Origin of the sequence: Victivallis lenta (assembly GCF_009695545.1) — a bacterium.
In the GTDB taxonomy this organism is placed as follows: Bacteria; Verrucomicrobiota; Lentisphaeria; order Victivallales; family Victivallaceae; genus Victivallis; species Victivallis lenta.
Window position 1 is genome coordinate 399,234 of the sequence record NZ_VUNS01000002.1, and the last position, 26,624, is coordinate 425,857.

At 61.7% G+C, this 26,624-nt stretch carries 22 protein-coding genes; 15 read left to right on the forward strand and 7 right to left on the reverse strand.

All coding sequences use genetic code 11. The features are described from left to right. Positions 1–15 precede the first annotated feature (15 nt). Both folD and FYJ85_RS03665 read right to left on the reverse strand, forming a co-directional pair. Entirely contained in the window at positions 16–894 is an 879-nt protein-coding gene (gene folD / locus FYJ85_RS03660) for a bifunctional methylenetetrahydrofolate dehydrogenase/methenyltetrahydrofolate cyclohydrolase FolD (protein ID WP_154417020.1), read from the reverse strand. Between the two features lie 33 nt (positions 895–927). Continuing rightward, positions 928–2,457: a glycosyltransferase family protein gene (locus FYJ85_RS03665; protein ID WP_154417021.1), complete on the reverse strand. Its 1,530-nt coding sequence runs from the start codon at positions 2,455–2,457 to the stop codon at positions 928–930. 141 nt (positions 2,458–2,598) lie between these two features. On the opposite strand from FYJ85_RS03665, the gene FYJ85_RS03670 reads away from it, so the two are divergent. The 9 genes from FYJ85_RS03670 (at position 2,599) to FYJ85_RS03710 (ending at position 13,817) form a co-directional block, all read left to right on the forward strand. Beyond that, entirely contained in the window at positions 2,599–4,488 is a 1,890-nt protein-coding gene (locus FYJ85_RS03670; protein ID WP_154417022.1) for a glycoside hydrolase family 99-like domain-containing protein, read from the forward strand. Positions 4,489–4,662: 174 nt separating this feature from the next. Further along, entirely contained in the window at positions 4,663–5,781 is a 1,119-nt protein-coding gene (locus FYJ85_RS03675; RefSeq protein ID WP_177995325.1) for a substrate-binding domain-containing protein, read from the forward strand. Positions 5,782–5,892: 111 nt separating this feature from the next. After that, positions 5,893–6,612, forward strand: a complete 720-nt coding sequence (locus FYJ85_RS03680) for a prepilin-type N-terminal cleavage/methylation domain-containing protein (protein WP_154417024.1) — start codon at positions 5,893–5,895, stop codon at positions 6,610–6,612. Between the two features lie 28 nt (positions 6,613–6,640). Further along, the gene (locus tag FYJ85_RS03685) at positions 6,641–8,659 is read left to right on the forward strand and encodes a DUF5696 domain-containing protein (RefSeq protein ID WP_154417025.1); all 2,019 of its coding nucleotides are present in this window, start codon (positions 6,641–6,643) and stop codon (positions 8,657–8,659) included. Position 8,660: 1 nt separating this feature from the next. Next, on the forward strand, positions 8,661–9,572 hold the full coding sequence (locus tag FYJ85_RS03690; RefSeq protein WP_177995326.1) for an MBL fold metallo-hydrolase: 912 nt from the start codon (positions 8,661–8,663) through the stop codon (positions 9,570–9,572). Next, entirely contained in the window at positions 9,562–10,959 is a 1,398-nt protein-coding gene (locus FYJ85_RS03695) for an MFS transporter (RefSeq protein WP_154417027.1), read from the forward strand. Before FYJ85_RS03690 ends, FYJ85_RS03695 begins: the two co-directional genes overlap by 11 nt. Before the next feature lie 263 nt (positions 10,960–11,222). Further along, positions 11,223–11,855, forward strand: a complete 633-nt coding sequence (locus FYJ85_RS03700) for a FadR/GntR family transcriptional regulator (protein WP_154417028.1) — start codon at positions 11,223–11,225, stop codon at positions 11,853–11,855. A gap of 15 nt (positions 11,856–11,870) precedes the next feature. Then, positions 11,871–12,653 carry an HpcH/HpaI aldolase family protein gene (locus FYJ85_RS03705; protein WP_106054746.1) on the forward strand — a complete coding sequence of 261 codons (783 nt, stop codon included), beginning with the start codon at positions 11,871–11,873 and terminating at the stop codon, positions 12,651–12,653. A 3-nt stretch (positions 12,654–12,656) separates the two neighbouring features. Further along, entirely contained in the window at positions 12,657–13,817 is a 1,161-nt protein-coding gene (locus tag FYJ85_RS03710) for a sialidase family protein (RefSeq protein ID WP_154417029.1), read from the forward strand. 48 nt (positions 13,818–13,865) lie between these two features. On the opposite strand, the gene FYJ85_RS03715 is transcribed toward FYJ85_RS03710, so the two are convergent. Continuing rightward, the gene (locus FYJ85_RS03715; protein ID WP_206212952.1) at positions 13,866–14,840 is read right to left on the reverse strand and encodes a lysophospholipid acyltransferase family protein; all 975 of its coding nucleotides are present in this window, start codon (positions 14,838–14,840) and stop codon (positions 13,866–13,868) included. Between the two features lie 182 nt (positions 14,841–15,022). Between FYJ85_RS03715 and FYJ85_RS03720 the strand changes: the two genes are divergently transcribed. Together FYJ85_RS03720 and leuS are read left to right on the forward strand one after the other, a co-directional pair. Then, entirely contained in the window at positions 15,023–15,289 is a 267-nt protein-coding gene (locus FYJ85_RS03720) for a TIGR03905 family TSCPD domain-containing protein (protein ID WP_106054743.1), read from the forward strand. Positions 15,290–15,453: 164 nt separating this feature from the next. Next, positions 15,454–18,009 (forward strand): leucine--tRNA ligase, encoded by a 2,556-nt coding sequence (gene leuS / locus FYJ85_RS03725; RefSeq protein ID WP_154417031.1) that lies wholly within the window; start codon positions 15,454–15,456, stop codon positions 18,007–18,009. 64 nt (positions 18,010–18,073) lie between these two features. Here the strand turns inward: leuS and FYJ85_RS03730 are convergent, their stop codons facing one another. The 4 genes from FYJ85_RS03730 to FYJ85_RS03745 form a co-directional block, all read right to left on the reverse strand. Further along, complete coding sequence (locus FYJ85_RS03730) at positions 18,074–19,063, reverse strand: LacI family DNA-binding transcriptional regulator (RefSeq protein ID WP_154417032.1); 990 nt, start codon at positions 19,061–19,063, stop codon at positions 18,074–18,076. 85 nt (positions 19,064–19,148) lie between these two features. Beyond that, positions 19,149–19,754, reverse strand: coding sequence for a nucleotidyltransferase domain-containing protein (locus FYJ85_RS03735; protein ID WP_106054741.1), 606 nt, complete (start codon positions 19,752–19,754; stop codon positions 19,149–19,151). A gap of 23 nt (positions 19,755–19,777) precedes the next feature. Next, on the reverse strand, positions 19,778–22,318 hold the full coding sequence (locus FYJ85_RS03740) for a hypothetical protein (RefSeq protein WP_154417033.1): 2,541 nt from the start codon (positions 22,316–22,318) through the stop codon (positions 19,778–19,780). Between the two features lie 110 nt (positions 22,319–22,428). Then, the gene (locus FYJ85_RS03745) at positions 22,429–23,148 is read right to left on the reverse strand and encodes a L,D-transpeptidase family protein (protein ID WP_206212953.1); all 720 of its coding nucleotides are present in this window, start codon (positions 23,146–23,148) and stop codon (positions 22,429–22,431) included. A 196-nt stretch (positions 23,149–23,344) separates the two neighbouring features. On the opposite strand from FYJ85_RS03745, the gene FYJ85_RS03750 reads away from it, so the two are divergent. The 4 genes from FYJ85_RS03750 (at position 23,345) to FYJ85_RS03765 (ending at position 26,349) form a co-directional block, all read left to right on the forward strand. After that, entirely contained in the window at positions 23,345–24,004 is a 660-nt protein-coding gene (locus FYJ85_RS03750; RefSeq protein ID WP_154417035.1) for a pentapeptide repeat-containing protein, read from the forward strand. 332 nt (positions 24,005–24,336) lie between these two features. Further along, positions 24,337–24,768, forward strand: coding sequence for an META domain-containing protein (locus FYJ85_RS03755; protein ID WP_206212954.1), 432 nt, complete (start codon positions 24,337–24,339; stop codon positions 24,766–24,768). 181 nt (positions 24,769–24,949) lie between these two features. Beyond that, complete coding sequence (locus FYJ85_RS03760; protein ID WP_106054736.1) at positions 24,950–25,387, forward strand: META domain-containing protein; 438 nt, start codon at positions 24,950–24,952, stop codon at positions 25,385–25,387. After that, on the forward strand, positions 25,384–26,349 hold the full coding sequence (locus FYJ85_RS03765; RefSeq protein WP_106054735.1) for a tyrosine-type recombinase/integrase: 966 nt from the start codon (positions 25,384–25,386) through the stop codon (positions 26,347–26,349). Before FYJ85_RS03760 ends, FYJ85_RS03765 begins: the two co-directional genes overlap by 4 nt. Positions 26,350–26,624 lie beyond the last annotated feature (275 nt).

A 26,624-nucleotide genomic window follows, 5' to 3' on the forward strand; every position in this document is an offset into this window, starting at 1 on the left:
CTCCTCGGTTGAAGTCTATTTTCTCCGTTCGCAGGCGGTGACCGCATTGCTCATCAGCACGGCAATGGTCATCGGGCCGACGCCGCCCGGAACCGGCGTAACGGCTCCGGCGACTTCGACCGCTTCGTCGAACTTCACGTCGCCGACCAGCTTGTCCCGGCCGCCGGCCGGATTCGGAGTCCGGTTGATGCCGACGTCGATCACGGCAGCGCCCGGCTTGATCATGTCTCCCCGGACGAACTCCGGCTTGCCGATGGCGGCGATCAGGATATCGGCGTCCCGCGTGAAACGCGCGATGTCCGGCGTGCCGGAGTGAACGACGGTCACCGTCGCATTCGCCCCTTTCGCCTTCTGCATCAGCAGCGCCGCCATCGGCTTGCCGACGATGTTCGAACGGCCGATGACGACCGCATGCTTCCCGGCCGGGTCGATCCCGGATTTCTCCAGCAGCAGCATGACGCCCCACGGCGTACAGGGCCGGAAACCGTCCTCCTTGCCGATCAGCAGCTTCCCGACATTGCGCTCGCTGAAGCAGTCGACGTCCTTGGCCGGGTCGATCGCGGCGATGACCTTCTCCTCGTCGATCTGCGGCGGCGGCGGCGACTGAACGAGAATCCCGTCGATGCGCGGATCGCGGTTCAATTCCCCGATCAGCTCCAGAACCTGCTCCATCGTCGCATCCGCCGGCAGCACGCGCTTGTCGGAGTGAATGCCGAGCTCAGCGCATTTCTTCGCCTTCGCATTCACGTAGACCTGCGATGCCGGGTCGTCTCCGACCAGCACTACCGCCAGTCCCGGAATCCGTCCCGCCGCCCTGAGCGCTTCGACCCGGCGCCGGGTCTCCTCGTTCACCTCCGCCGCAATCGCTTTGCCGTCAATGATCTTTGCCGCCATTCAAACCTCACAGTTCCAATAAAATTAAGTCCACTAAAACGGGGGAATCGACACGTAAAACACCGGGTCCGCCAGCGGGAACGCTCCGACCGGACGGTAGCCCGGGAACGGTTCCGGCTTCTTCGAGAGCACGACCGGGCGGTTCTCGCGCACAAATTCCATCATAAAGGTATTGTAATCCGGATAAACCGCGTCACCCCAGTCGACGAACATCGGATGCACCGCCGGCCGTTCCGGGAAAAAACGGCAGAACAGCGCGTGCTCGGTCATATTCAGGTAATAGCGGTTGCGGAACTGGGGAGGTACCCGGTCCAGCGCCTTGCCCGCATTACGGAAATAGTTGAGCTCCCACGGGAACATGAGCATGCCGCGCATACCCGGAATCTCCGCCCGTTCCCGCTCGGAAATATAGATGAGCCGCATTGTGCCGCCGAACATCCGATAGCCGATCGCCAGCCCGGGGAGGAGCAGCAGAAGCACCAGCACGGCAATGCGCGCCGCCCGGCGCCGGCCGCTGCGCCAGGTGCGTTCAGCCAGAAAGGCGAGCACCCCCATCATCGGCACACTGCCCCAGTACAGGTGACGGATGCACGGCACCGGGTAGAATTGGTGCCATGAGGCCAGACCGACCAGAACCGCCGCCGCCAGCGGCAGATACAGCCTGACTTCGCGCCGCTGATACAGCATCGTGCACGCATAGAAGAACAATCCGAGCGACACCAGCGGAAAAACCAGAAATCCCTCCGGCGGAAAAAACGAAACGAGGATCGAATCGAGCGATCCGGAGCCGCCCCGCGTCCAGCCGAACCGGCTGACGAAAACGAAACACTGCTTCAGATAGTCCGGCCACGCACCGTACACGGTCAGGTAGACGGCGAGAAAAACCGGAACGACCAGCGCGCCGGCAGCCCAGGCTCCGCCTTTCCGCAGCAGTACGCGCGCGCTGCTGCGGCGCGTCCACCCCTCGAGCGCCAGCGTCATCACCGCCGCGATGACCATGACGAACCCGCAGGGCTGACGGCAGCCGAAGGCGAGTCCGGCCGCGACGCCGCTGCCGAACAGGAGCTTCAGGCTGCCGCTGTCGAGGTAGCGGACCATCAGCGTTCCGCCGAGCAGCATGAAATAGAGCGCATAGACCGAGGACCACGGATGCATCGGCACCAGATAGAACGGAGCCATTCCCCAGAAGAGCCCCATCATGAGCCAGCGGAACGGAGTGGAGAGGAACCGGCTCCAGAACCGGTCGAGTTCGACGGCGCAAAGGCCGTAAAACACCACGGTCAGCAGATTGATGACCAGCACTTCACCGCCGAAGAGCTTCACGGCCGCCGCCTGAATGAAGGACGTGAGGAAGCCGTACTGGTTGAATGAGTCGCGGAAGATCACCATCCCGTCCGCCACATCCATCGCCGGCTTCAGCATGACGCCGGCATGGTGCAGATCGACGCTCAGGAACGCGAACGGGGTAAACAGAATCAGCGTAATCAGAAACAGAAGCCACCGGTTCCGGTCGAGCCACGGGCCGGCAGCCCTCTTTCCGGTCTTTTCAGAGTCGCGTCCCACAATGAACCTCAACAGGATGTAGTAGATTGAAAGTACGTATTAAGATATCATGATTTTTCGAAACTTTCAACGAAGCATTTGTATTTTCGGGGAAAAAGGGTATGCTATAACCGGAAATCAATTCCATTCCGGAGGGTTGTCATGTCCATTCGCAATCTGTTTCCGCAATTCATCGCCGTCATTGCCGCACTCGCCATTCCGGCCGGCGCGGCGGAGAACGGCGGGGCCGCGCTGCGGGAGTTTCTGACCGCATTTTTTCAGCCGCCGCCGCGGATTTATGCGGAGAACCCGGATTTCGTGACGCTCCGCACCCTGCCGGACGGCAAACCGTTCCTCTTCAAGCCGGACGCCTTCCGGCCCGACAAACGCTACCTGGTCCTCGAAATCCGCTCGGCCCGGCCCGGAACCGGACTCATCCTCTTTCAGTCCGGCAAACGGCGTTTCCGCGTTCCCGGCGACAACGCCTGGCACGTCTGCAACATCGATCTTTACAAGGACGGCCGGGCCGCCGGACTCGGAGCTGCCGTCAACATCCGTTTCCTCGACCTGCCGGGACAGGAGTTCGGGCTGCGCCGATTCCGCCTCTCCCCCGTTCCGGAGGGCCCGGCCGATCTTGAGATCCGCTCGGCCGGGCTGACGGAAACCTTCAACTATCCGGGGGAAGAACGGGAGTTCTTCATCCATGTCCGCAACCACGGCGGAATGGCGGCGACCGGTCTGGCGGTCGCCCGGCTCGCCTTTCCTCCCGGCGTCACCGTCCTGTCGGGCGGCGCCGGGGAAAAATTCCCGGACGTGCCGCCCTGCGGCTTTGCGACCCACACTGTGAAGGTCAAAGCCGGGCGGCCGCTCAAAGGCGTGTTCCGGCTTCAGCTCTCCGGCGCGGGGGCCCCGCGCGAAGCCTTCCGCGGTCCGGTCGAATTCGACCGGAATCCGCAGCTGCCGAAGGCCGGCTACGTTCCGGAGCCCCGGCCGGTCAACACCCGGTACGAGATCGGCGCCTTCTATTTTCCGGGATGGGAGACCGGCAAACGGTGGAACCAGATCCGGACCGCCGCGCCGGAACGCAAACCGTTGCTCGGCTACTACGACGAAACCAGCCCGGAGGTTGTCGACTGGCAGATCAAATGGCTGGTCGAGAACGGATTCAGCTTCCTCCTGGTCGACTGGTACTGGAACCGGGGCAGCCGCAGTCACGAGCACTGGGTCAGGGCGTTCGACCGGGCCCGCTACAACAAATACCTGAAATGGGCGGTCATGTGGGCGAACCATACGCCGCCCGGCTCCCACTCCGTCGAAGACCAGCGCGCCGTGACTCGTTACTGGATCGACAACTATTTCAACAAACCCTACTATTACCGCATCGACGGCAGGCCGGTCGTCGTGATCTGGCAGCCCGGCAACATGCGGCGCGATCTCGGGCCGCATGGAACGCATAAGCTGCTGCACATCTCTCAGGAGATGGCGAAGGAGGCGGGCCTGCCCGGCATCTGCTTCATCGCGATGAAATGGCCGGAAGCGGCCGTCGACGCGCAAGCCATTGAAACGCTCAAGGCGGACGGTTTTTCCATGACCAGCATCTATCACTATATGGGAACCGGCGACCGCACGCCGGCCAATCCCGCCCGCTACGACTTCAGCCTTGTCGCGGAATCGAGCCCGGAATTCTGGAACCGGAACCACAAAGCCGGCGTCCTGCCCTTCCTGCCGAATCTTTCCACCGGATGGAACGATTTTCTCTGGCACTTCTACGGCGGCACCGCGGTCGAGAACCGGACGCCGGAGCTGTTCCGGGAGATCTGCCGCGACGCCAGGCGCTTCGCGGACCGGACCGGCATCCGGCGTCTCGTGCTCGCCCCGCTCAATGAATGGGGAGAAGGCTCCTACGCCGAACCGAATCGGGAGTACAAGTTCAAAATGTACGAAGCGGTCCGCGACGCCTTTGCGACTCCTCCTTCCGGCGGCTGGCCGCTCAACTACGGTCCCGAGGCAGTCGGTCTGGGCCCGTACCCGCTCGATCCCGCCGCTCCCTGACGGCTGCATCGCGGAGAGCGGAGGAAAACAGAACGTTTTCTCCCGTTCCGGATGTATTTCATATAAAAATCAGCACAAAACAAAAAATAAATCAATAATTGTGCTGTTTTCTCTTGCTTTTTGTGTTGATTTTTGGTATAATATAGACAAACGAACATGAGAAAGCGGAGAAAGATGAACCATTCGACCGGAAAAAACGCGCTGAAGCGGCAGAAGGCGGAAGCCTATATCCAGATGAAAATCGCGCAGTTGAACGCGGGTGAGGCTCTGCCGCCGATCCGGCAGATGATTGCGGAGAGCGGAATCGGCCGAAATGTGCTTGAAAACTGCATCGCCCGCCTTGCGGCGCTGAAAATTCTCGAAACGCGCGACCGTTCCGGCATCTACCTCTCCGACTGCAGCGGCGAGCAGGACGAACGGATCATCGACGTCATCGCCTGCTCCGAAATCGGTTATATGAGCGCCGATCCGAATACCTATGCGCGGGAGCTGGTGAATATGCTGCTGCGGCAGTCGGCGCCGAACGGCTACGCTTCCCGGCTGCTGCGGGTCAGCTACTACGCGCCGCTGGAGGAGTACCGCGAGCTGATCCGCAGGTACAAAATCCGCAATGCGATGCTGATCATGCCGCACTGCTGCGAGATCGGCCGCATCTTCGAAGCCGAGAACGTGAAACACATCGTGGTGCTGCCGCGCTACTATCCGTCGCAGGGGCCAGCCGTGATCGACGCGCCCGGAATGGTCACGCGCATGATGCAGTATCTGTATGAGCACGGCCATCGCCGGATCGGCCTGATGCATACGGTCGACCTCGGTTTTCTGTCGCTGACCGACCTGCTGCGGCGCGAGGAGTATTACCGCTTCATGAGCGAACGCAATCTCCGGGTGCTGCCGGACTGGGTCGTGCATTATTCGACCGACGAAAAGGTGCTGTTTCCGCGGCTCGACGCGATGTTCGGTTCCTCGGAGCCGCCGACCGCCCTCGTCACCTTCGACTGGATTCTGAAATATGTCTACGACTACTGCAAACAGAAATCGATCGCGGTCGGCCGGGATTTTTCGATCATCGCGGCTTCGGGACAGGAACCGGCGGGCTTCGTCCCGGTTCCGGCGGCGGTGATGAACTCCGTCCGGGACACGGTGGAGCTGGCCTGGAAACTGTTCCTCGAATCCGGGACAACCGGCAACGGAAGCATCGACTATGTCGATCTGCGGACCTTCGAAGGGGAGTCGGTCGCGCGGCTCCCCGCGGGAACGGGGAAACGCGCCTCCGGCCTGCCGGCGCGGTGTTGAACCGGGCCGGAAATGCAATTCTGAAAGGAGTCCTCATAAGACCCCGTCTGTCCGGAAATCCGGGAAACTTCACCCTTTATTAACAATATCAACAAAGCGGAGAATGGAACCATGAGAAGAACCCGTTTCACCCTGATCGAGCTTCTGGTCGTTATCGCGATCATCGCGATTCTCGCCTCGATGCTGCTGCCGGCGCTGAACAAGGCGCGCGATACGGCCAAAGCCTCCTCCTGCACCGGAAACTTCAAACAGATCGGCCTCGGCATGTGCCAGTATATCGATGACTTCAACGGCGCGTTTCCCCCGACCTTCGACGGGCAGGGCGTGAATATGGGCTGGTGGTATGCGGACGGCTGCCCGACCGACCCGGCGAAATGGGTGATCCGCAGCGACAGCTACGGCAGCTGGATTCCGCGTGTCTATCCCTATATGCGCAATGCGAAGGCATATCTGTGTCCGGTCGAGAACGGGCGCGGCTACAGCGTCGAACAGCATCTCCAGAACGACTATTCCATCTCCAAAATCTTCGGCATTCTCGAAAAGAGCGGCAAGCAGCTGAAAAATCCCTCCTCGGTATTCGTGATCAGCGAGGGATGGGAAGGGCCGAACATCTACACAGCCTATTCGATCGAGGTCCGTCACAATACTTCGGCCAACATGCTGTTCGCGGACGGACACGTCAAACTGCGCGGCCGCGGCGAAATCTATACCGACTGGGAGGCGTTTTATCCGGAGGCCGTGGACGGCGTTCACGTTTCGAACCCGTTCCCGGGAACGGCCGCCGCCTGGCAGGCGTCCAACGCCCTCCCGGTCCTGCCGGGACAGCAGTAAAACCAAATTCAACGGAGATTGTTCCATCATGAAATTCGCATCTGCACTGTGCGGCGCGGTATTGCTCGCCGCTCCGGTTCTGCCGGCCGGAACCGTTCCGGCCGGGCTCCTGAACTCGGTCACGACGCCGAAGGAGATCAATGCCGACCACTTTATTTCGAGTGAACGGAACGGAGACGTTTTCACGCTGAAGTCGCCGTCCACGGAACTTTCCGTCGATGCCGCCGGACTCGGGATCACGGTTTCCCGCGACGGAGCGGAGTGGAGTATTCTGCCGCCCGAACCGTTCACCGTCCGGCTGCCGGATGGCACGGAAAAGACGGTTGACTGTTCCGCTGCGCGCTCCCGCCGTGCGGAGATTCAGCAGTTCGCCGGAATCCGCGGCGTCCGGATCACGCTGTCGGAATTCGTCGCGGACGCAACTCCGCTCGATCTGACCGTGCGGCTGTTCGCCGGAATCGACTGGCCGACCGGGGACGTGGTTTTCGAACTGCGTCCGGATGAAACGAAAACCGCGCTGCGCCGGGCATCGTGGCCCGGCAGCATCGACGGCGGCAAAGCCGAAGAAGCGGTGATTCCGCACAAGCAGGGATTACGGATTCCGCGCGACTGGCCGAAGGCGCTCGACGCGCCCTACGGGGATGCCGACAAATTCGCTTTCGCCTACAGCCACACGCTCTATATGCCGTGGTGGGGCTTCTCGAAAAACGGAAAATCCGCCATGATGGTGCTGGAGACCCCGAACGACGGCGGCTGTTATTTTCGCCACACGCCGGAGAGCGGCACACGCATCACCCCGAAGTGGGTCCACTCGCTCGGACGCATGAGCTACACCCGCCGCGCACGCCTGAAGCTGCTGGACGGCAACTATGTGCAGATGGCCAAGGCCTACCGCGCCGCCGCGATCGAAAACGGGACCTTCCGCTCGCTGAAGGAGAAGATCGCGCAGACTCCCTCCGTCGCGAAGCTGATCGGCTCCCCGATCGTGCACACCACCGCTCTTTTTACCGATATGAACCGCGGCACGGATTGGATGATCACCTATGCCGAACACCTGAAACGGCTGGCCCGGCTGAAATCGATGGGGCTTGAGAAACTCTATGTGCATCTCGACGGCATCGGCTACCGCGGATACGACAATCTCGAGCCGGACCAGCTGCCGGTCGGCGCCAAGCCCGGCGGCCCGGCCGGACTCAAATCGATGATCGACTACTGCCATGAACAGGGCTGGCTCTTCGCCTACCATCAGCAGTACCGCGACATGTACCTCGATTCCCCGAGCTGCGACCGTGAACTGCTGGTCCGCCGCGAAGACGGCACGAACCACTTTGAAACGACCTGGGCCGGCGGCCGGAACGGCGTGCTCTGCTCCTGGCTGGCGCTCGATTACGTCCGCAGGAACAATACGTTTCTCGCCGACACCGGGCTGGCTCCGGACGGCTGCTATCTCGACGTGTTCGCCATCGTGTACGGCGACGAGTGTTATCACCCCGAACACCGCATGAACCGGACCGACTGCTACGAGGCGCGCCGGAAGTGCTTCGACTACATCCGGGATAGATTCGGCATCGTAAGCTCCGAGGAGCCAGTCGACTGGGCGGTGCGCAGCTTGCATCTGGTTCACCATGCGATGTGGGGCGTGGATGGAGAGCGCAACACGTTCGCGCAGCCGGTCCCGCTGTTCAACCTCGTCTACCACGACGCGCTGGTCACGCCGTTCGAAACCGGCCGCAAACGCGGTTCGTATTATTACGCGAAGAGCGAGATTCCGTTCCTCCATGCGCTTATTTCGGCCGGAATGCCGTACCTCGACGAGGAGGCTTCCGCCGAGGATATGGAGGCGGCGAAGATCGTCGCCGAGCTGCACGGACGGGTCGGCCTGCTGGAGATGACGAATCATGAAATGCTTTCCCCCGACGGCCGCCGCCAGCGCGCGGCCTACGGCGACGGCACGGTCGTGACCGTCGACCAGGAGACCGGCGACTGGGAGATCGCCTATCCCGACAAAACCGTCAGAGGCAATGCCGTCAATTGGAAGACGAATTGAGATGAAGAAGTCCGCACTGTTCGTCACCGCCCTGCTGGCCGCCGGAATCGCGGCGGCGGAGACGCCGTCCGAACTGCTGGTGCTCGGCTCCGGCGGTTCGGAGGGGATGCCGTCACCGTACTGCGTCTGCGATTTCTGCCGGAAGGCGCGGGAGGCGGGAGGGAAGAACAACCGCTTCCGCACCGCATTCCAGCTCGGGGAGCGCATCCGGATCGACTGGGGGCCGGATGCGCTCGCGCAGACCTTCCGGTTCAAGCTCGAACCGTGGAAACTCCGGCACGTGTTCATCACGCACAGTCACGAAGATCACCTGTTCCCGATGGACTTCTGGGTCCGCGGCGTGTCGCAGCTGCCGGAAGGCGGCCGGATGAACGTCTACGGCAGCCGCGAGACGCTCGACGCGATCGGCCGCATGATCGGCGGAGACTGGGAGAAGAACCGCCTGACTCCGGTGACCGCCGAACCCGGCAAACCCATCGAGCTGCCGGAAGAGGGGCTGACGGTGACTCCGCTTGCCGCGAACCACACGTATCCGGAACAGTCGCTCATGTACGCCTTCGAGGCGCCCGGCTGGAAACTCCTGATCACCGGCGACACCGACATGTTTCCGGAATCGAGCTGGAAGTTTCTCGAGAATTTCAAACTGACCGCGATGACCGTCGATGCGACCTGGGGGATGGAAGACCGCCGCGAGAGCCATCTCGGCATTCCGAACATCGTTGAAATCGCGGGGCGTTTGCGTGCCGTCGGCGCGGCTGACGGCCGGACCCGGATTGTGCCGGTCCACTTCGCCCACGGACGGGGGGCGCGCCTTCACGATGAGTTCGAACGGCTCCTGAAGCCGCTCGGCATGGAGCCGGCCTGGGACGGGATGCGCATTCCGCTTGCGGCCGGAGACGGCGATGGGGAGTGAGTCCGTCCTTTTCCGCAACGGCTTCCGCTACCGGCGGGCGGAAGCGTCCGGCCTCCCGTCCGCGCTTCGGGTGGAGGGACTGCAGTACACGTATCCCGGGCTGCTGCTGACGGTGCTGCTGATCGGAATCGGCGCTTTCGGTTACTTCCTCATGTCGTCCCTTGTCGGGGCGTTCCTGCCGGTCGAGCTGGAGAAGATGGGGGCATCGAACACGTTCATCGGAATTTTCATCACCTCGATTCCGTATGTGCTGAACATGATCATCACGCCGGTCGTCAGCTTTCAGAGCGACCGGCTCCGCACGCGGCTCGGGCGCCGGATGCCGTACATTCTCTGTTCCGCTCCGTTCGTCACGCTCTTCCTGATTCTGATCGGCTGGACCCCGGCGTTCTGCGCCGGGGCGGAGTGGATGCCGCAGTGGCTGCCGCGCATTCTGCTCGGTATGCTGTCGGTGGGTTACCAGATCTTTTTCCTGATCGTCGGCTCGATCATCTACTATCTGTTCCCGGACGTGATTCCGGAGCGGTTTATCGGGCGGTTCATGGCGCTTTTCAGTTTAACCGGTTCACTGGCAGGGTTCATTTTCTCGCGCTGGCTGCTGCCGTTCGGAGAGAATCATCTCGGCTGGCTGTTCACGGCGGTTTCGCTTTTCTACCTCGCGGTCATCGTTCTCATGGGCCGGACGGTGCGCGAGGGCGCATATCCGCCGCCGGACGATGCCGGAAAGCCGTTTTCGCCGGTCGGGATGGTCAGGAGCTATTTCCGGGACTGCTACAGCATTCCGTTCTATTACAGTTTCTTCATCATGATGGCGCTGAGCGATGTTTCGACCGTCTGCCGGGCGATGTTCAACCTCCTTTACGCGAAGAACACGCTCGGGCTTTCCTACGCCGAATTCGGCGAGATCATGGGGTGGGGCGGAGTGGTCGGCGTGCTCCTGAGCTTTCCGGTCGGCCTGCTGGTCGACAGGTTTCACGCGCTGCGGGTTTATGCGTTCGGGCTGCTGCTGGTGGTGGCAGTGAATTTGTTCAGTTTTTTTCTGGTTCACGATTACAGGAGTTTTCTGGTCTCATCGCTGCTGCTGGCGGTGGTTTATACGATTCAGGGGGCGGCGACGCTGCCGTGCTTTGTGGCGATTCTGCCGAAGGCATATTACGGGCAGTTCAGTTCGGCGAACGCACTGCTGCGGGCGGCTTTCATGGCGATCTGCGGGGCGGGAGGCGGAGCGCTTTTCGACTGGCTGCGCAATTACCAGTATATCTACATGTGGGACTTCCTGTTTACGGCGGCGGCGCTCGGTGCGTTCGGAGTTCTTTACCGGAGCTGGCAGTTGCGCGGCGGAGCGCAGAGTTATATCGCGCCGCTGCCGCGTGACCGCAGTCCGTAAGGGGAGCGAAGCGACCGGGGTCAGGGCCTGCGGAGTTGGAGGCAGCGCCTCAAGCGGGCCCGTGCGAAGCCCTTGCGTAAAAATCCGCAACGCAGCTTCGACACGCGCTTGATTGACCGGAGCCGCCGGTTCCGCCGCCTTGACGCGCGCGCAGACGTGCCGGATTTTTCGATATTTTTTCGATTGCAATGCTTGATCCATCGGGAATCATGTGTTATTCTATTTGTCAAACAAATAAAATATTATTAATGGACAAATAAAAAATGACTCTGCTGGAACAATTCGAAGCCTATCTGGTCGAGGCGGGCTTCCGCCCCGGCGACCGGCTGCCGGGAGAGCTGGAGCTTGCACAGCGTTTCGGCGTTTCGCGCGGCACCATCCGCGAAATCATCGTCCACCTGACGCTTCAGGGCGTACTCGCCCGCGCTCCCCGGCGTGGAACGGTACTGGCGGAGCCGGAGGTCGGCGCCGTCGGGCGCGATCTGGCCTTTCAGCTCCGCTGGCTCGGGTGCGGCCGCGAAGAGCTCAAAGCCGCCCGGCTCATGCTCGAAACGGCGATGATTCCGGAACTCATCCGCTGCATCACTCCCGCGCAGGCCGACCGCCTTTCCGCCCTGATCGACGAAATGGCGCAGGCGGAAGGCGATCCCGAACAGGCTGACCGCCTCGATCTGGCCTTCCATCTTGCGCTGCTCGAAGTGACCGGCAGCCGGATTCTTCAGGTCTTCTCGCAGGTGCTGACACTGCTGTTCGACCGCGAACACCGCAGACCCTATTTCTCGGCCGAAGCGGTGCGGAAAAGCGTCGACTCCCACCGCCGGATGCTGCGTGCCGTCCTCGAACGCGACGAGAGCCTTCTCCAAAAGCTCATCGAAGAACATATCAGGCCGCTTTAACCCCGGAAGGAAAGCATGATGCAGCTCAACCACCTTGAACGCTTCCGCTCAATCACCGAATCGGGCCGGACCGCATACGGCTGCGTCCTCACCTCAACCGATGCCGGGCTCGCGGAGCTGGCCGGCGAAGCCGGTTTCGACTTCGCCTGGATCGACCTCGAACACTCGCCGCTGACCATCACCGATGCGGCGCACCTGCTGATGGCGCTGCGCGGGACCGGCTGCGCGCCGTTCATCCGCGTCGCCTGGAACGTGCCCTGCCTGCTGAAACCGGCGCTTGACCTCGCGCCCGCCGCCGTCATCATTCCGATGGTCAACACGGCAGAAGAAGCGCGCCGGGCGGCAGCGGCCTGCCGCTATCCGGCTGACGGCGGCGAACGCGGATTTGCGACACGCCGGGCAACCGGATACGGCCGGATGCCGCTCCGGGAATATCTGGAGCACTCGCATGGCGAACCGCTGGTGTTCGTCCAGATCGAACACCGCGACGCCGTCCGGAATATCGACGGAATCCTGGCGGCTCCCGGCGTGGACGGCGTCTGCATCGGCCCCTTCGACCTCTCCGCCTCTTACGGAAAAACCGGCGATTTCCGCGATCCGGAGATCGCCGCAGCAATCGATCTCGTGCGCGAAAAGACGCTGGCGGCCGGACTTCTGCTCGGCGGCTTCTGTCCGGATCCGGAATTCTGGGGAACGCGCTTCCTGCACTGGAAGGCGCTCTCCACCGACACGGATGCACTGTTCCGCGCCTACCGTTCGATGCTGCAGAGTCAACGTTCCATACAAGAGGAAGAATGAGTCATGAACGAACAAACCCGCATCTGTCTCGAAAATGCCGACCTCGCTCTGCGTCCGCCCGAACTCATCACGCCGGTGCCGCGCGAGTATTATCCCGAAATCGACGACTACACCATGAGCAGCGGCATCGCGCGCACGCCGGGCGGCAGATTCTATCTGTCCTGGTTCGGCAGAGATGACGGTCCCGACACGGTCATGCTGCTCGCCCGCAGCGACGATGAGGGGAAAAGCTGGAGCGAGCCCGAATACCTGATCGACCCCGGCTTCACGCCGGACGGCCACCATCTTTCCGCCCTCGTCGGTACCGTCTGGTGCGATCCGGCCGGCCGTCTCTGGTGGTTCTTTTCGGTGAGCGTCGGTTATTACGACGGCCGCGCCGGGGTCTGGGCCGCGGTCTGCGGCAATCCGGACGACGAACATCCGGCATGGGGGAAACCGTTCCGCCTCTGGCACGGCTGCGCGCTCAACAAGCCGACCGTGCTTTCGACCGGCGAATGGGCGCTGCCGGTCTCGCTCTGGCGGCGCGAACAAATCTGGGTGGACCGCCGCTTTCCGTGGAACGACGTCGATCCGTCGCTTTATGCGGAGCTCGACCCGCTGCGCGGCGCGAATCTGCTGGTTTCCACCGACAACGGCAGGAACTGGGAGCTCCGCGGCAGACAGCGGTCGGTCGATCCGTGCTTCGATGAGAATATCTGCCTCGAACGCCGGGACGGCACGCTGGTCATGTATGCCCGCGACCAGCACGGCATCGTAAGCTCGCACTCCGCCGACGGCGGATGGAGCTGGACGCCGTTCCGCCGCGAATGGCGCACCGCAAGCGCCCGCTTCTTCACGACGCGGCTGCCCTCCGGCAACTGGCTCATGGTCCGTCACGACACAGCGGGGGAACGTTCGCACCTGACCGCCTTCCTCTCCTCCGACGAAGGGAAGAGCTGGCGCGGCGGGCTTCTGCTCGACGAACGCGATGGCATTTCGTACCCGGACGGATTCGTCCATCCGGACGGCCGCATCTTCATCCAGTACGACCGGCTCCGCGCCCACGGCGAAATTCTGCTCGCCGTCTTTACCGAAGCCGATGTGGAAGCCGGGTACGACGTCTCCGGCAAAGTCGAGCGGAAACGCCCGCTCATCCAGAGCGCAACCCAGCGGAACCGGAAGTGACGGACCGCATCGCGGAGGAACGGCGCGCCCGCCCCGCGATTACGAGATTCAGAACAGCTTGACCGGCGGCGTCCAGTCTTTGTACTGAGCCGCCTGCCGTCGATTGATGTCGAGCCAGTGCCGCGGCGCCCAGAGCCACTGCTCCGGCTGCTCCATGATCAGTTTTTCGAGTGCGGTCGCGCACATCTGGCAGACCACCTGGATGTCGCGCTGTTTGTCGCCGGTCGGCTTGTAGCGGATCAGGTCGCCGAACACAAGTTCGAATTCGAAGTTGCTGCCCGGTTTGCGGCGGGTGATTTCCGGCAGAATCGGAATGCCGGTTTTCAGGTGCAGCAGCGCGGGAGTCATATGAATCCGGGCCGGATGGCCGAAGAACTCGCAGTCGACCCCCTCGGCTCCGGCGGCATGCTGGTCGATCAGCATCGTGATGTTGCGCCCGGCGGCCGCGGCGCGCAGGATCGGGCGGATGCCCTCGTGCTTGTCGACGAGGTCGTGCAGGTCGCCGCCGCGGTGGTTCAGGATCATTTCGCCGATCAACGGATTGCCGAACGGCCGCATGAACGACGTCATCGGCCGGTTGGCCTGTTCCGAATAGGCGGTTCCGGCGACCTCCCAGTTGCCGTAGTGGGCCGTGACGATGATGACCTGCCCGCCGACCTCCTTCCCGGGACCCGGCTCCGCATACTCGATCGCCTCGGGCGAACCGACGATGCTGATCTTGTCTCTGGAGTAAAGCTGGTTCATCTTGACGATTTCAACCAGCAGCTTGGCGAATTCGAGGTAGGTGACTTTGGCGAATCTGCGCGCCTCCGCCTCGTTGGCGAAAAGCCCGGCATGCACGAGGTGCTGAATGGTGCGCACCCGGTGGCGGCGGTCGGCGATGAAAAGCAGCCGGAACAGGAACGTGCAGATCGCATAGCCGACTTTCAGCGGAAGGAGGTGGAGAATTCCGTAAAGAACGCAGAACGGGTAATATTCCGCGTAAATTCTGAACTTGCTTTTTTCTTTTTTCTCTTTTGCCATAGGTTTCAATAGCCGTGTTGTTGACGAACCGGTACATGTCACGTATATTATGGTAATATACATCGATTTTCCGAATCATCCAGCATTTTTCTGCGAATAAGCCGGAAAACCGGTTAAAAAATCGTTTCGAATCAGAAACGCAGGATCATTTATCGGGTAACAGTGAAAAGCGGAAAGTTAAAATGACCTATCAGTTCCAGACCAGCGATCTTGTTTGCAGCCGCATGATTGAAATCGAGCTCGACGACCGCGGCGAACGCGTGAAACGCGTTCAGTTCGTCGGCGGCTGCCCCGGCAATCTGGCCGGAATCGGCCGGCTCGCCGCCGGGATGACGCCGGAAGAGCTCATCGACCGGCTGCAGGGCATCCGCTGCGGCGGCAAGCCGACCTCGTGTCCGGACCAGCTGGCGACGGCGCTCCGGGAGATCGCGGCGAAGAAGAACGCCTGATGCGGCCGGCGGGGCGGCTTTTCCGGGCGCGCTGCGGGAACGGAGAAGGGCGTCTCTTCTCCGTTCCCGGATTTTTCGGGGGAAAGTTGGACAACGGCCCGAAATGCGTGTATGTTAATTGCAAATTGTCTGTTTGAAACATCGATTACGGCAAAGGGATGAAAATGGCAAGCGAATACGATTTTTCGGCCATCGAAAAGAAGTGGCAGAAGTACTGGGAGGAGAATCAGACCTTCAAAGCGGTCGATTTCTCCCCGAAACCGAAATATTACTGCCTCGACATGTTTCCGTATCCGTCCGGCGCGGGGCTCCACGTCGGCCATCCGGAAGGGTACACCGCGACCGACATCCTCTGCCGCTACCGCCGCATGAAGGGGTTCAACGTCCTGCATCCGATGGGGTGGGATGCGTTCGGTCTCCCGGCCGAGCAGTACGCGATCGAAACCGGAACGCACCCGGAGATCACAACCGAAAAGAACGTGGACAACTTCCGCCGCCAGATCAAGGCGCTCGGCTTCTCGTACGATTGGAGCCGCGAAATCAATACGACCCGTCCGGCCTACTTCAAATGGACGCAGTGGATTTTTTCGCAGCTCCATAAGAAGGGTCTCGCCTATCTCGATGAAATTCCGGTGAACTGGTGCCCGGCGCTCGGGACCGTGCTGGCGAACGAGGAGGTCATCAACGGCCTCTCCGAGCGCGGCAGCCACCCGGTGATCCGCCGCCCGATGAAGCAGTGGATGCTGCGCATCACCGAATACGCCGAACGGCTCCTGAACGATCTCGACGAACTCGACTGGCCGGAAGGCGTCAAGGAGATGCAGCGCAACTGGATCGGCAAATCCACCGGCGCCGAGGTGAAGTTCATGACCACCGCCGGAGAAGCGGTCACGGTTTACACGACCCGCCCGGATACGCTCTTCGGCGCGACTTACATGGTTCTCGCTCCGGAGCATCCGCTCGTCGACGCGCTGACCACGCCGGACCGCAAAGCCGAAGTCGATGCGTACCGCGAGGCGGCCGCGAAGAAGAGCGAACTCGCCCGCACCGGCGAAAACAGCGAGAAAACCGGCGCCTTCACCGGCGCTTACGCGACCAACCCGGTTGACGGGCGGCAGATTCCGATCTGGATCGCCGACTATGTGCTGGTTTCGTACGGAACCGGTGCGATCATGGCGGTTCCGGCACACGACACGCGAGATTTCGAGTTTGCCAGAACCTTCAATCTTCCGGTCGTCTGCATCATTGAGCCCGATCCGGAAGCGGCGAAAGCCGAAAACGTCGACGTCGAAGCCGTTCACCGCGGCGAAGCGTGCTGGACCGGCGAAGGAAAACTCATCCATTCGTCGAACGGCGACGGGTTGAAGCTCGACGGCCTCTCGGTCGCCGAATCGAAGCCCGCCGCGACCCGCTGGCTCGAAGAGCGCGGACTCGGCAGGGAAGCGGTTAAATACAAGCTGCGCGACTGGCTCTTCAGCCGCCAGCGCTACTGGGGCGAGCCGTTCCCGATCATCCACTACGAGGACGGTTCGATCGAGCTGGTGAATTCCGACGAACTGCCGGTCGACCTGCCCGAAATGGAGGATTTCAAGCCCGCCGGCGACGGCGAGCCGCCGCTTTCGAAAGCGAAGGATTGGCTGAACTACACCGACCCGAAAACCGGCCGCCGGGGAAAACGCGAAACGAACACCATGCCGCAGTGGGCCGGTTCGTGCTGGTACTACCTGCGCTATATCGACCCCGACAACGCCGAACAGGCGTGGGACCCGGCGAAGGAGAAATACTGGATGCCGGTCGACCTCTACGTCGGCGGCGCCGAACACGCGGTGCTGCATCTGCTTTACGCCCGTTTCTGGCACAAGGTGCTGTTCGATCTCGGGCTGGTTTCGACCAAAGAGCCGTTCCGGAAGCTGATCAACCAGGGCATGATCCTCGGCGTCAGCTACAAGGACAGACGCGGCGCGCTGGTTCCGACCGACCAGGTCGAATTCACGCCGGCGGGACCGGTCCGGAAGAGCGACGGCGAAGCGCTGGTCGAGTTCCCGGCCAAAATGTCGAAGTCGCTGCGCAACGTCATCAATCCCGATGACGTGATCCGCGAATACGGCGCCGATTCGATGCGCATGTACGAGATGTTCATGGGGCCGCTCGAAGCGACCAAGCCGTGGAGCACGAAGGGCGTGGAGGGCGTCTTCCGGTTCCTGAAACGGGCGCACCGCATGTTTCAGGAAGCCGAAATCGTCGATGTCCCCTGCACGAAGGATCAGCAGCGGCTGCTGCACGCGACGATCAAGAAGGTTTCGCAGGATCTGGACAGCTTCGGCTTCAATACCGCGATCAGCCAGCTCATGATCTTCCTGAACGAGTTCTCGAAGCTCGACAAGCTGCCGCGCGAGGCGGCGGAAAAGTTCGTGCTTCTGCTGTCGCCGTTCGCGCCGCATCTCGGCGAAGAGCTCTGGCAGCAGCTCGGCCACGAAAACACGCTGGCCTACGAACCGTGGCCGGAATGGGACGAGGCCGTGCTGAAGCTCGACGAAGTCGAAATTCTGGTTCAGGTGCTCGGCAAGCCGAAGGCGCGCCTCATGATGCCGGTCGACGCCGCGCAGGAGCAGGCGGAGAAAATCGCGCTCGCCGCGCCGGAAGTGCAGGCCGCGCTCAACGGCAAACCCGTGAAGAAGGTCATCTTCGTCCCGAAGCGTCTGCTGAATATCGTAATTTAATCCCCGGCGGAAGCGCGGGAGCGGGGGAAGGCGGCCTCCCCTCCCCCCGCGGACCGGCGGAAACTCACCGCGATACCGTCCTGACCGAACCGGCCCTGACCAGGCGGACGGCGACGTTGGTGTGGATGGGGGAGCGGGTCTGGAGAACCGGGCGGGTCGTGACGTAATATTCGACCCAGTCGAGAATATCCTGCGGAACGAATTCGATCCGGTCGAACGGATGGAATTTCGCATCGCCGCCGAAAAGGTCCTCCGGACGGTCGTAGCTCATGATGCTGAGCTCCCCGAATCGCTCCGGCTCGGGCCGGACCACATCGTCCCAGAAGCTCTGCGCATAGCCGCCGGCGACGAAAAAGATCACGGTCGGCATGACGTCGACGGCGTCGAGATAACTCCGGCACGCCGCGGCAGTCGAAGAGCCGGACTCCTCCGCAATCACATCAATCCGGCAGGCGGGGTCGAGCAGCTTCAGCTCGGCGTAGAAGCTCTTATACCGTTCCAGGCGGGTCGGCTGTTCCTCGGCCAGATGAACCGCGACGTGCCGATGGCCGGCGGCGTGCAGATGGCGGGCGGCGAGTTCGCCGCCGCGCGTATTGTCCGCCGTGACGGTCACATCGGCCGAACTGCGCGTCGTGACCGTGACCGTATAGATGTTCGGGTTGACTTCGCGGGTTTTCCGGATGATTTCGTCGTCCGGAATCGAAAAGAAGACCGCCACGTCGCTTTCGGCCGCGGCGTTGAAAAACGGTTCCGGATTCCGCCGGTGGTCGGTGCAGACGCACGAGCAATTTTTACCGGACAGGCTGTGCAGGAGCCGCAGCCCGAGCCCCTCGAGGTAGTAGTGCTGCGTAAAATCGAGCACGGCCTGCCGGCGGCGGGTCGGCCGGTGCGCGTAATAGCCGCACCGGTTCAACTCCTCGAGCACACGGCGACAGGTGGCCGGCTTTACGGTCGGCACATTGTTGAGAACGCGGTAAAGCGTCATGATGCTGATATCGAGCCTGCGGGCGACCGCACGCAGGCTCACGTCGTTCGGATTCGGTTCTTTTTTCATTTTTCCGCCCGTTGCTGTTTCCTAAATTATAGCCGGGCCGGCAGCGGAAGTCAATTCCCGGAAGCGGGAAAAAATGTGACGGCCGTCACTTTCCCGGCATCCACTCGAGCAGGGAGCCGGTATTGCGGCGGCGGTATTCTTCGAAGGAACCGTAATCGCGGACGCCGCCGTCGAGCACAGCCCGGCAGTATTCGATTCCGGGAATGGAGACCGTTTCCGGCGTTTCGAATTTCAGCCGCAGGACGGCGAGGCGGGTCTCCGGCGTCAGCAGCTCCCCGATCCGGTCCGCAACCCGCTCGAAATGGCCGTCGAAATGCGACCCCTTTTCGATGTGAATCATGTCGAACTGCCAGAGTTCTCCGTCGTCGCTGCGCAGCCAGGCGTGAAATTCGAGACACCGTTCTTCGGTGTCCATCAGATCCCCATACCGGAATTTCGCAAGGCGGCCGCTCCCGGCGAGGCGGGCCATCACGCCGATTCCGTCCAGCGGCGACGGATGCGGCGTATAGACGTGGAAATCGACATCGCGGTGCGTCATCAGGAGTCCGGTCCGCAGCGAACCGACCAGGTTGACCTCGGCCCCGGCCTCCCGCCAGAGTTCGACAATCCGGGTTGCCGCGACGAGTCTGCGCGCTTTCTGCTGATTTTCCTCCGCGAGAGCGAGAAGCTCCGTATCGCTGTATTGTTTCATGGCGATGATCCTTGAATCGTATTTTACGGTTGTTCCGCACCCGTTCGGAAGGCGCGGGGAGAGCGGTGTTCCTTGCGCGGCCTGTTGCTCTCGGCCGGGTCGAGCAGCCGCAGCTTCTTTTCGCATTGCGGGCAGACCACGAAATCGAGCTCGCGGAGGTTGCCGCAGCCGAGCGAAGTCATGATGCACGGCACGTTTGAGCAGTAGCTTTCCGGCGCGCAGAAGATGAAGATCAGCCGTGCGGCGATATGGGCGATATCCGCATCAAAACCGACGCTTCCCCGCGACCGCGAAAAGACGCCGCAGTCGCCGGCTTCACGGCTGCAGCCGTAATAGACGTAACGCAGCGACGGCGACTTGCCGGAGTAAATCGAGTCGGTCAGCAGGTAAAGCACAAGCACAGCGTCCTCCGGGTAATCGCCCGCCGCGTTCCGGACCGCTCCGGGAATCCGGTCGCAGTCGAACTGATGGCGGCCGTGATCGTAGGACTCCTCGAGCGGCAGCGGCAGCGCGGGCCGGACGACGCAGTCGATTCCGAGCTTCTTCCGGATCAGTCCGGCGGCGCTGTCGAGCGTCTCTGCCGGAATCTCGCCCAGCGGCTGCAGATAGATTTTCCGCCCCGGAAAAACAGCGAGGAACTGCCGGACGGGAGCCATTTTCACCCCGGTCTCCTCCTGCCGCACCCGGCCGGGCAGGGACTTGCGCAGAATCGCCACCGTCCGCTCCAGCAGCTTCCGGTCATTTTCATACAGCCGGTTGTAAAGCGCGCCTCCGCTCCGGCTCCGTTTCCTCTCTTCCTCCCTGAGCTTTTCGAGAATCCGCAGCGCCTCGGCTTTCCGGCCGGTTTCGCGGTACAGCAGCGCCCGGTGCAGCCGGATTGCCGGCGTTCTGTCGAGATGAACCCGCTCTCCCGGCTTCGCCTGCGCCGCAATCCGGTCGAGCCAGTCGAGCGCGGATTGCGGAGAAGCGAACTTCCTTTCAAGCGTGAGAAACATCAGCAGCGCATGATAGTTCCGGAGCGCGCGGAAATTCTTCGCTTGCCGCGCCGTCTCCCAGGCAAGCCGTTCCTCGCCGGCGATGCCGTAGGCGAGAACCGCGCTGGTCTCGTCGCCGAGCGCCAGATAGAGCCCGGCCCCTTTCACCGGATCGCCCAGAAGGACGGCCAGCTTCGCGCGATGGCGCGGAATCGTTTTGTTCGAAGGATCGAGCTTCTCCCAGGCGGCGAGACGCTCAGGGGCCTCGGCCGCATGCATGGCGCAGAACGAAAACAGAAAACGCAGCCGCGCGATTCGTTTTGCATACAGCTCCGGCTTCCGCAGAGAATCCAGGGCGAAGGAGGAAAAATAATAGAGCGCCTCCTCCTGCTGGTCGTTGATCAGATCAGGATGGACGATATAGGAACACTCCCGCCACCGGCACCGGTCGGCCCGGCAGTGGCCGGCGAGAAGACGATCATACAGCAGCTCCAGCAGGGTGAGAACCGCCGCATCGTCCTCATGTTTCAGCAGATAATAGCTCTCGGCCTGCATGATGATCTGGGCCGTCAGCCCGGTGTTGTAGCGGATGAAAGAGGATTCGGCCCTGATCGTCTCGAGCAGACGGTCCGCTTCACGCCCGGCCGTACACGGCGTATCCGCGACCGGGACGGCGGCGGATTCCCCGGCCGCAAGCAGAGACAGGGCGAGCTCTCCGCAGCTTTTTTCGAGAAATTCCGGTTTGACCACCTCCGTGGCTGCGGCGGAGACGATGCCGCTGCCGCAGTCGACCAGCAGGAGATCGATCCGCCTGGCGCCGTCCGGAGCGGCGGTGACGACTCCGGTCACAATGCGGTCCGCGCCGAGCAGCCGGCCGATTCCGGCCGCTCCGCCGGAGTCGAGGGCGCCGAGAGAAAGAAGTTTCTGCTCCCTGAGAAGCCTGAGGATGATGCCGCGTTCGACAAGGGCCTTCAGCCGGCCGTCGGCCAGGAGGGCGCATTCGACCATGCCCGAAAGCGAAGTGTCGGACGGGTTGTCGATCTCCGTGACCGCGGTCATAATCGGAATCGGCAGCACGGCCCAGACTTCGCCGCTGCGGTCGCGCGCGGCGCCGTCGGCTTCGGGACGCGGCGCCAGCTTCAGAAGTTCGCCGATCCGTTCGGCGAGGACGGCGGGTTCGTCGAAATTCCCGGCCGTTTCGACGATGACTTCTCGATGCACTTCGCCGGTGCGTAAGTTTTCGACCACGAGCTCGGTATTGCCCTCCTGAACGTCGGAAGAGAGCCTCTTCCCGGAAACATTCGCCCCGCCGATCCGCCACTCCGGCTCCGGCATGGCATTGAGCCGGGCATGCATGCCCGGCAGCGTCCGTTCGACGCCGAGGGCGATGCCGACGTTCCGCCCGAGGAGCACGCAGTCATAACGCCGCTGCAGCTCGGCGGAAAGCCGGCTCTGCAGCGACAGCGAACAGTGAGTGAACCAGTAGCCGAGCTGATCCATGAACGGCTCGACGACGATGACCGGCGGTGCGGCGACAGCCCGGAACACCGGAAAAAACACGAGAAACAAAAGAACGGCAAATCGTTTCAAAACAGGCTTCCCCGGTTTCAATTCAACTCCGGTGCGATGGAGTATAACAATAGCCGCCGCGAAACGGTAAATCAAGCCGGAAAGAAAAAAATGATGCGATTTTCAAATGTTTATTCCTGTTTCATCATCTCCTGTTTCAGCCGCCGGTAACGTTCCGGCAGCCAGACCGGCTCGCCGGGGACGGGGACAGGAAGGGGACGGAGCCGGAAATCGAACGGGGCGATCAGAATGCGGACCCGCCCGGTTCCGCAGGACGCCGCCAGCGTGAAAATTTCCTCGATATCGGGGTCGGCGACCGCAATGCAGCCGATGGAGCCGCCGAAACCGTGAAGCATGATGGCCGAACCGAGACAGCCGGAAGCGCGTCCGTCCCGCCCGGCCGCCTCGATATCCTCCCGGCTCGGATAAGCGATTTTCAGCGCCGCGTGAAACCGGCTGTTCGGATGGAGCGATTCGATTTCGTAAATCCCCTCCGGCACCTGTCCGTCCCCCTCCTTCAATTTCGGTCCGGCCACACCGCTTGCCGCCCGAATCGGATAGACTTTAATCAGGCGCCACGATCGGTCAGGGAGAAATTTCCCCTGCAATTCAAGCAGCCTCTCCTCTTTGAGGGCGATGAGACGCAAAGCATCCGGTGTCCGATTGCCGGGAAGCTGCAGCCGTTCGAGAGCGGCCGGCCCGAATTCCCCGATCCGGTCGGCAACGGAAAACTGAAACAGGCGGCCGATGCTGAAATTCCAGATGCGCCGCCGGCATGACTTCGGGCCGAAAAGGACGATTGCCATGATGAGAAAAAACAGAGCATAGCAGAAAAACCGGAAATATCGCATCCGACTTTTCCGGCGGTCTCCCGGATCGTATTTCCTGTGAATCGCGGTCATATTTCCCACCGTCTTATTCTACCATTCCGGAAGACGGAATGCAAGAAAAATCCGGCGGGTTCGGTTGATTTCTCCGAATTCCGTGATAGAGTGTCACGAAACAGGAAAAAGCGATGATTCATTTAACTTCTCCGGAAAGTATGCGATGAGGATGAACGACAAGTTCGATGTGGAACAGTTCCGGCGGGGACTGCGGCCGGTACGGAATCTGGCGGCGGAAGCAGCGAAGGCGCAAAGCGAAGGAGACGAGCTCTGCTGCCTGCGGGTGTCGGGCTCGTATGCCGAAGCCGATTTCTCCGGGCTCGATTTCGACCGGGTGCTGTTCGAAAACTGCCGGTTCACGAAATGTTCGTTCAATGGCTGCTCTTTCCATACGGCGGCATTCGCGGATTCCGACATCAGCAACTGCGACTTCGGGGAAGCGCGGTTCATCGGCTGCATATTTCACGGCGCCAAAGGAGTGGGAACGGCATTTACCGGCAGCCGTTTCGAAAAAACACGGTTCGACAGCTGCGGCATGTCTTATGCGAATTTCGGCCGCTGCCGGATGGTGAAATGCCGTCTGGACGCCTCCGACTTCTCCGATGCGTCATTTTCGGAGACGGAGTTCCGGGAGCCGGCGCTCCGCGAATCGGTCTTTGTCCGCACCGATTTTTTCCGGACGCCGCTGCGGGGAATCGACTTCACGACCTGCCGTCTCGAAGGGCTGACCCTGTCGGAGACCGCCTCCGAATTGCGCGGCGCGGTCGTCGGCGCGGGACAGGCCATCGAGCTGGCGAAGATGTTCGGCCTCATCGTCCGCTAGCCCGGCATAAGACCGGTCAGTTCCGTTGCGGCCGGCACCGCCGGAAACTTGACAAACCTTTCGGACCTGCTATATTATTTCTTAGATGGGACGGGCGGCATTGCCGCTTTGTTGCATAGAGGAAAGCCGTTATGGAGAAGAGGAGGTGAAAAGCGATCAATAAATCAGTTTCCGGCACGTTTCGCTCCAGATGTTTTTCAGACAGATAAATGAAAAACTTAAAGGAAGAGCGTGCGGCGGCGGGAGCCCGGAATACGGAATTCCCCGTCCCCGTTCCCGCCCGAAGTCGTATTGCAAATGAGGAAAAAAGAAGAGGTGGAGTTATGAAATTCATGAAATCTGGCATTTTGAGTGCGGCAGTCGGAATTCTCATCCTGGCCGGAGGCTGCGCTTCCGACGCGGCGCTGAAGGAGACGGTCTGGACGCCGGTCAAGCTTGAAAACCAGGGCACGGTCGGCCTGGTTCAGGATCAGCCGGTCTGGTTCTCGGTCGGCAGCGACAACAAGGTCACCGGCAACGGCGGCGTCAACACGATCATCGGAACCGCCGCAGTCGCCGAAGACGGCAAGCTTGTCTTCGAGCCGCTGGCCACAACCCGGAAAGCCGGTCCGAATCTCGCCTACGAGGCGATTTTCCTGAACGCGCTGAATGCGACGCGCACGTATCAGATCAAGGAAGAGACGCTTCAGGTCTTCGACAAAGGCGGCAATCTGCTGGCGACCTTCACCGTCGGGCCGGAGTCTCTGACCAAAGAGAAGGAATAACAGCCGCTTCTCCGCCCGGCCGCCGGTATCGGACGCCGGCCGGGCGGAAAGCTCCGGTCATGCAGACCGGGTACAATTCGTCAATTCAAACCGGCCGGGCGGTTCCGGCGGCGGCGTGAATGGAAAATCCCCGCCCCGCAGGCCTCCCGGCCGTGGTAACACAGCAGTGAAAGGACTGAAAATGAAGTTCAAAAAAACCGGCGGCTTTCTGGCCGCCCTCGGCGCGGCAATCCTGATCGGCGGCTGCGCCACGGCACCGCTCAAGAACACGGTATGGGTTCCGGAAAAGCTCGACAACCAGGGCGACGTGAAACTCATCGAACCGACTCCGGTCTGGTTCGAGATCTACGAAACCGGCAAGGTGTTCGGCCACGGCGGCGTGAACCGCTTCTCGTCGCAGGCGACCATCGACCCGGAAAAGGGGGAACTCTCGTTCGCTCCCGGAGCCGCCACGCTGATGGCGGGCCCGAATCTCGGCTATGAGTCGAAATTCCTCGAAACGATGAATGCGGTCCGCCGTTATTCCATCAGCGGGGACACCCTGACCGTCTATGACGCCAACGGCAAGGAGCTCGCAACCTTCAAGGCCGGTTCGGCCGAATTGAAAACTGCGAAATGAAAATCGGCTCCCTCCTGAACGGTTTTATCCGGCATCTGCGCGGCGAACGCAACGCAAGCGAACATACGATCGAAGCTTACGTGCACGACATCATCGAGTTCGCCAGGCTGGTACGGGATTCGGACGAACGTTTCAACAACTGGAAAAGCGTCGATTTCGACCAGGCGCGCACATTTCAGATGAAACTTTTCGAGGCGGGAGACTGCAAACGATCGCAGCGGCGGAAACTCTCCGCGCTGCGGTCGTTTTTCCGCTACCTTCAAAAGACGGGCCAGCTCGATTCGAATCCGTTCAGCCGGATGCCGCCGCTCAAGGTGGAGCGTCCGCTGCCGAAGGTGATGAACCTCAGCCAGATCGATCAGCTCCTGGCCGCGATTCCGGCTTACTGGAAGAAGGCGGTCGAGACCGGAGTGGCCAAAACCGCCGAGGGAGCCGAATTCGCTTCGGCGCGCGACGTTGCGCTGGTCGAAGTCATCTACTCCGGCGGACTCCGGATCAGCGAGGCGGTCGGGCTCAACCGCAGCGATCTCGATCAGCTTTCCGGCGTCGCCAAAGTGCGCGGCAAAGGGAAGAAAGAGCGTTTCGCCATGATCGGCCGCTGGGCGAACAAAGCCCTGACCGAATACTTCCGGCTCTGCCGCGAACGCGGCTGGGGGCAGAAGCAGGAGAGTCCGATCTTCCTGAACCGTTTCGGAGAACGGCTGACCGCCCGCTCGTTCCAGCGGAACCTGAAGAGCTACCTCATCGAAGGCGGCCTGCCCCCCGACTTCACGCCGCACAAGCTGCGCCATTCGTTCGCGACCCATCTGCTTGACAACGGCGCCGACCTGCGCAGCGTGCAGGAACTGCTGGGCCACCAGAATCTCAGCACGACCCAGATCTACACCCACGTCAGCGCCGAGCGCATGAAAAACGTCTACAACAAAGCCCATCCCCGCGCTAAAATCCGCAAGCGGAGCTGACTGCGCCCGGCCGTAAATAAAGAGAGGGGGCCGCGCCCCCTCCCATGCGTCAGACAGAAAAGACGCAGCGTGCAGCTTTCCCGAAGTGAGGTCCACGGGGGGCTCCGCCTCCGGCGCGAGCGGATTGCTTCGCGGCCGGACGTCTCCGACCAGAAGCCTCTTATGAAGAGGCATAATCATCCGTATCAGCTTTTTGAATTCACGCCTATGGACGCACGCCCCGTTTTTCCCGGGGCGTGCCGCCGGACGCAGGTCACTTCATGTCGTCCACCGCG

What these genes read in the sequence shown, in the direction of transcription:
- FYJ85_RS03680 (WP_154417024.1), top strand. Translation starts at nt 5,893, where the DNA reads ATGAGAAGAACCCGTTTCACCCTGATCGAGCTTCTGGTCGTTATCGCG.
- FYJ85_RS03700 (WP_154417028.1), top strand. Translation starts at nt 11,223, where the DNA reads ATGACTCTGCTGGAACAATTCGAAGCCTATCTGGTCGAGGCGGGCTTC.
- FYJ85_RS03670 (WP_154417022.1), top strand. Translation starts at nt 2,599, where the DNA reads ATGTCCATTCGCAATCTGTTTCCGCAATTCATCGCCGTCATTGCCGCA.
- FYJ85_RS03735 (WP_106054741.1), bottom strand. Translation starts at nt 19,754, where the DNA reads ATGAAACAATACAGCGATACGGAGCTTCTCGCTCTCGCGGAGGAAAAT.
- FYJ85_RS03715 (WP_206212952.1), bottom strand. Translation starts at nt 14,840, where the DNA reads ATGGCAAAAGAGAAAAAAGAAAAAAGCAAGTTCAGAATTTACGCGGAA.
- FYJ85_RS03710 (WP_154417029.1), top strand. Translation starts at nt 12,657, where the DNA reads ATGAACGAACAAACCCGCATCTGTCTCGAAAATGCCGACCTCGCTCTG.
- FYJ85_RS03760 (WP_106054736.1), top strand. Translation starts at nt 24,950, where the DNA reads ATGAAGTTCAAAAAAACCGGCGGCTTTCTGGCCGCCCTCGGCGCGGCA.
- leuS (WP_154417031.1), top strand. Translation starts at nt 15,454, where the DNA reads ATGGCAAGCGAATACGATTTTTCGGCCATCGAAAAGAAGTGGCAGAAG.
- FYJ85_RS03750 (WP_154417035.1), top strand. Translation starts at nt 23,345, where the DNA reads ATGAGGATGAACGACAAGTTCGATGTGGAACAGTTCCGGCGGGGACTG.
- FYJ85_RS03765 (WP_106054735.1), top strand. Translation starts at nt 25,384, where the DNA reads ATGAAAATCGGCTCCCTCCTGAACGGTTTTATCCGGCATCTGCGCGGC.
- FYJ85_RS03690 (WP_177995326.1), top strand. Translation starts at nt 8,661, where the DNA reads ATGAAGAAGTCCGCACTGTTCGTCACCGCCCTGCTGGCCGCCGGAATC.
- FYJ85_RS03705 (WP_106054746.1), top strand. Translation starts at nt 11,871, where the DNA reads ATGATGCAGCTCAACCACCTTGAACGCTTCCGCTCAATCACCGAATCG.
- FYJ85_RS03730 (WP_154417032.1), bottom strand. Translation starts at nt 19,063, where the DNA reads ATGAAAAAAGAACCGAATCCGAACGACGTGAGCCTGCGTGCGGTCGCC.
- folD (WP_154417020.1), bottom strand. Translation starts at nt 894, where the DNA reads ATGGCGGCAAAGATCATTGACGGCAAAGCGATTGCGGCGGAGGTGAAC.
- FYJ85_RS03745 (WP_206212953.1), bottom strand. Translation starts at nt 23,148, where the DNA reads ATGCGATATTTCCGGTTTTTCTGCTATGCTCTGTTTTTTCTCATCATG.
- FYJ85_RS03755 (WP_206212954.1), top strand. Translation starts at nt 24,337, where the DNA reads ATGAAATCTGGCATTTTGAGTGCGGCAGTCGGAATTCTCATCCTGGCC.
- FYJ85_RS03675 (WP_177995325.1), top strand. Translation starts at nt 4,663, where the DNA reads ATGAACCATTCGACCGGAAAAAACGCGCTGAAGCGGCAGAAGGCGGAA.
- FYJ85_RS03685 (WP_154417025.1), top strand. Translation starts at nt 6,641, where the DNA reads ATGAAATTCGCATCTGCACTGTGCGGCGCGGTATTGCTCGCCGCTCCG.
- FYJ85_RS03720 (WP_106054743.1), top strand. Translation starts at nt 15,023, where the DNA reads ATGACCTATCAGTTCCAGACCAGCGATCTTGTTTGCAGCCGCATGATT.
- FYJ85_RS03695 (WP_154417027.1), top strand. Translation starts at nt 9,562, where the DNA reads ATGGGGAGTGAGTCCGTCCTTTTCCGCAACGGCTTCCGCTACCGGCGG.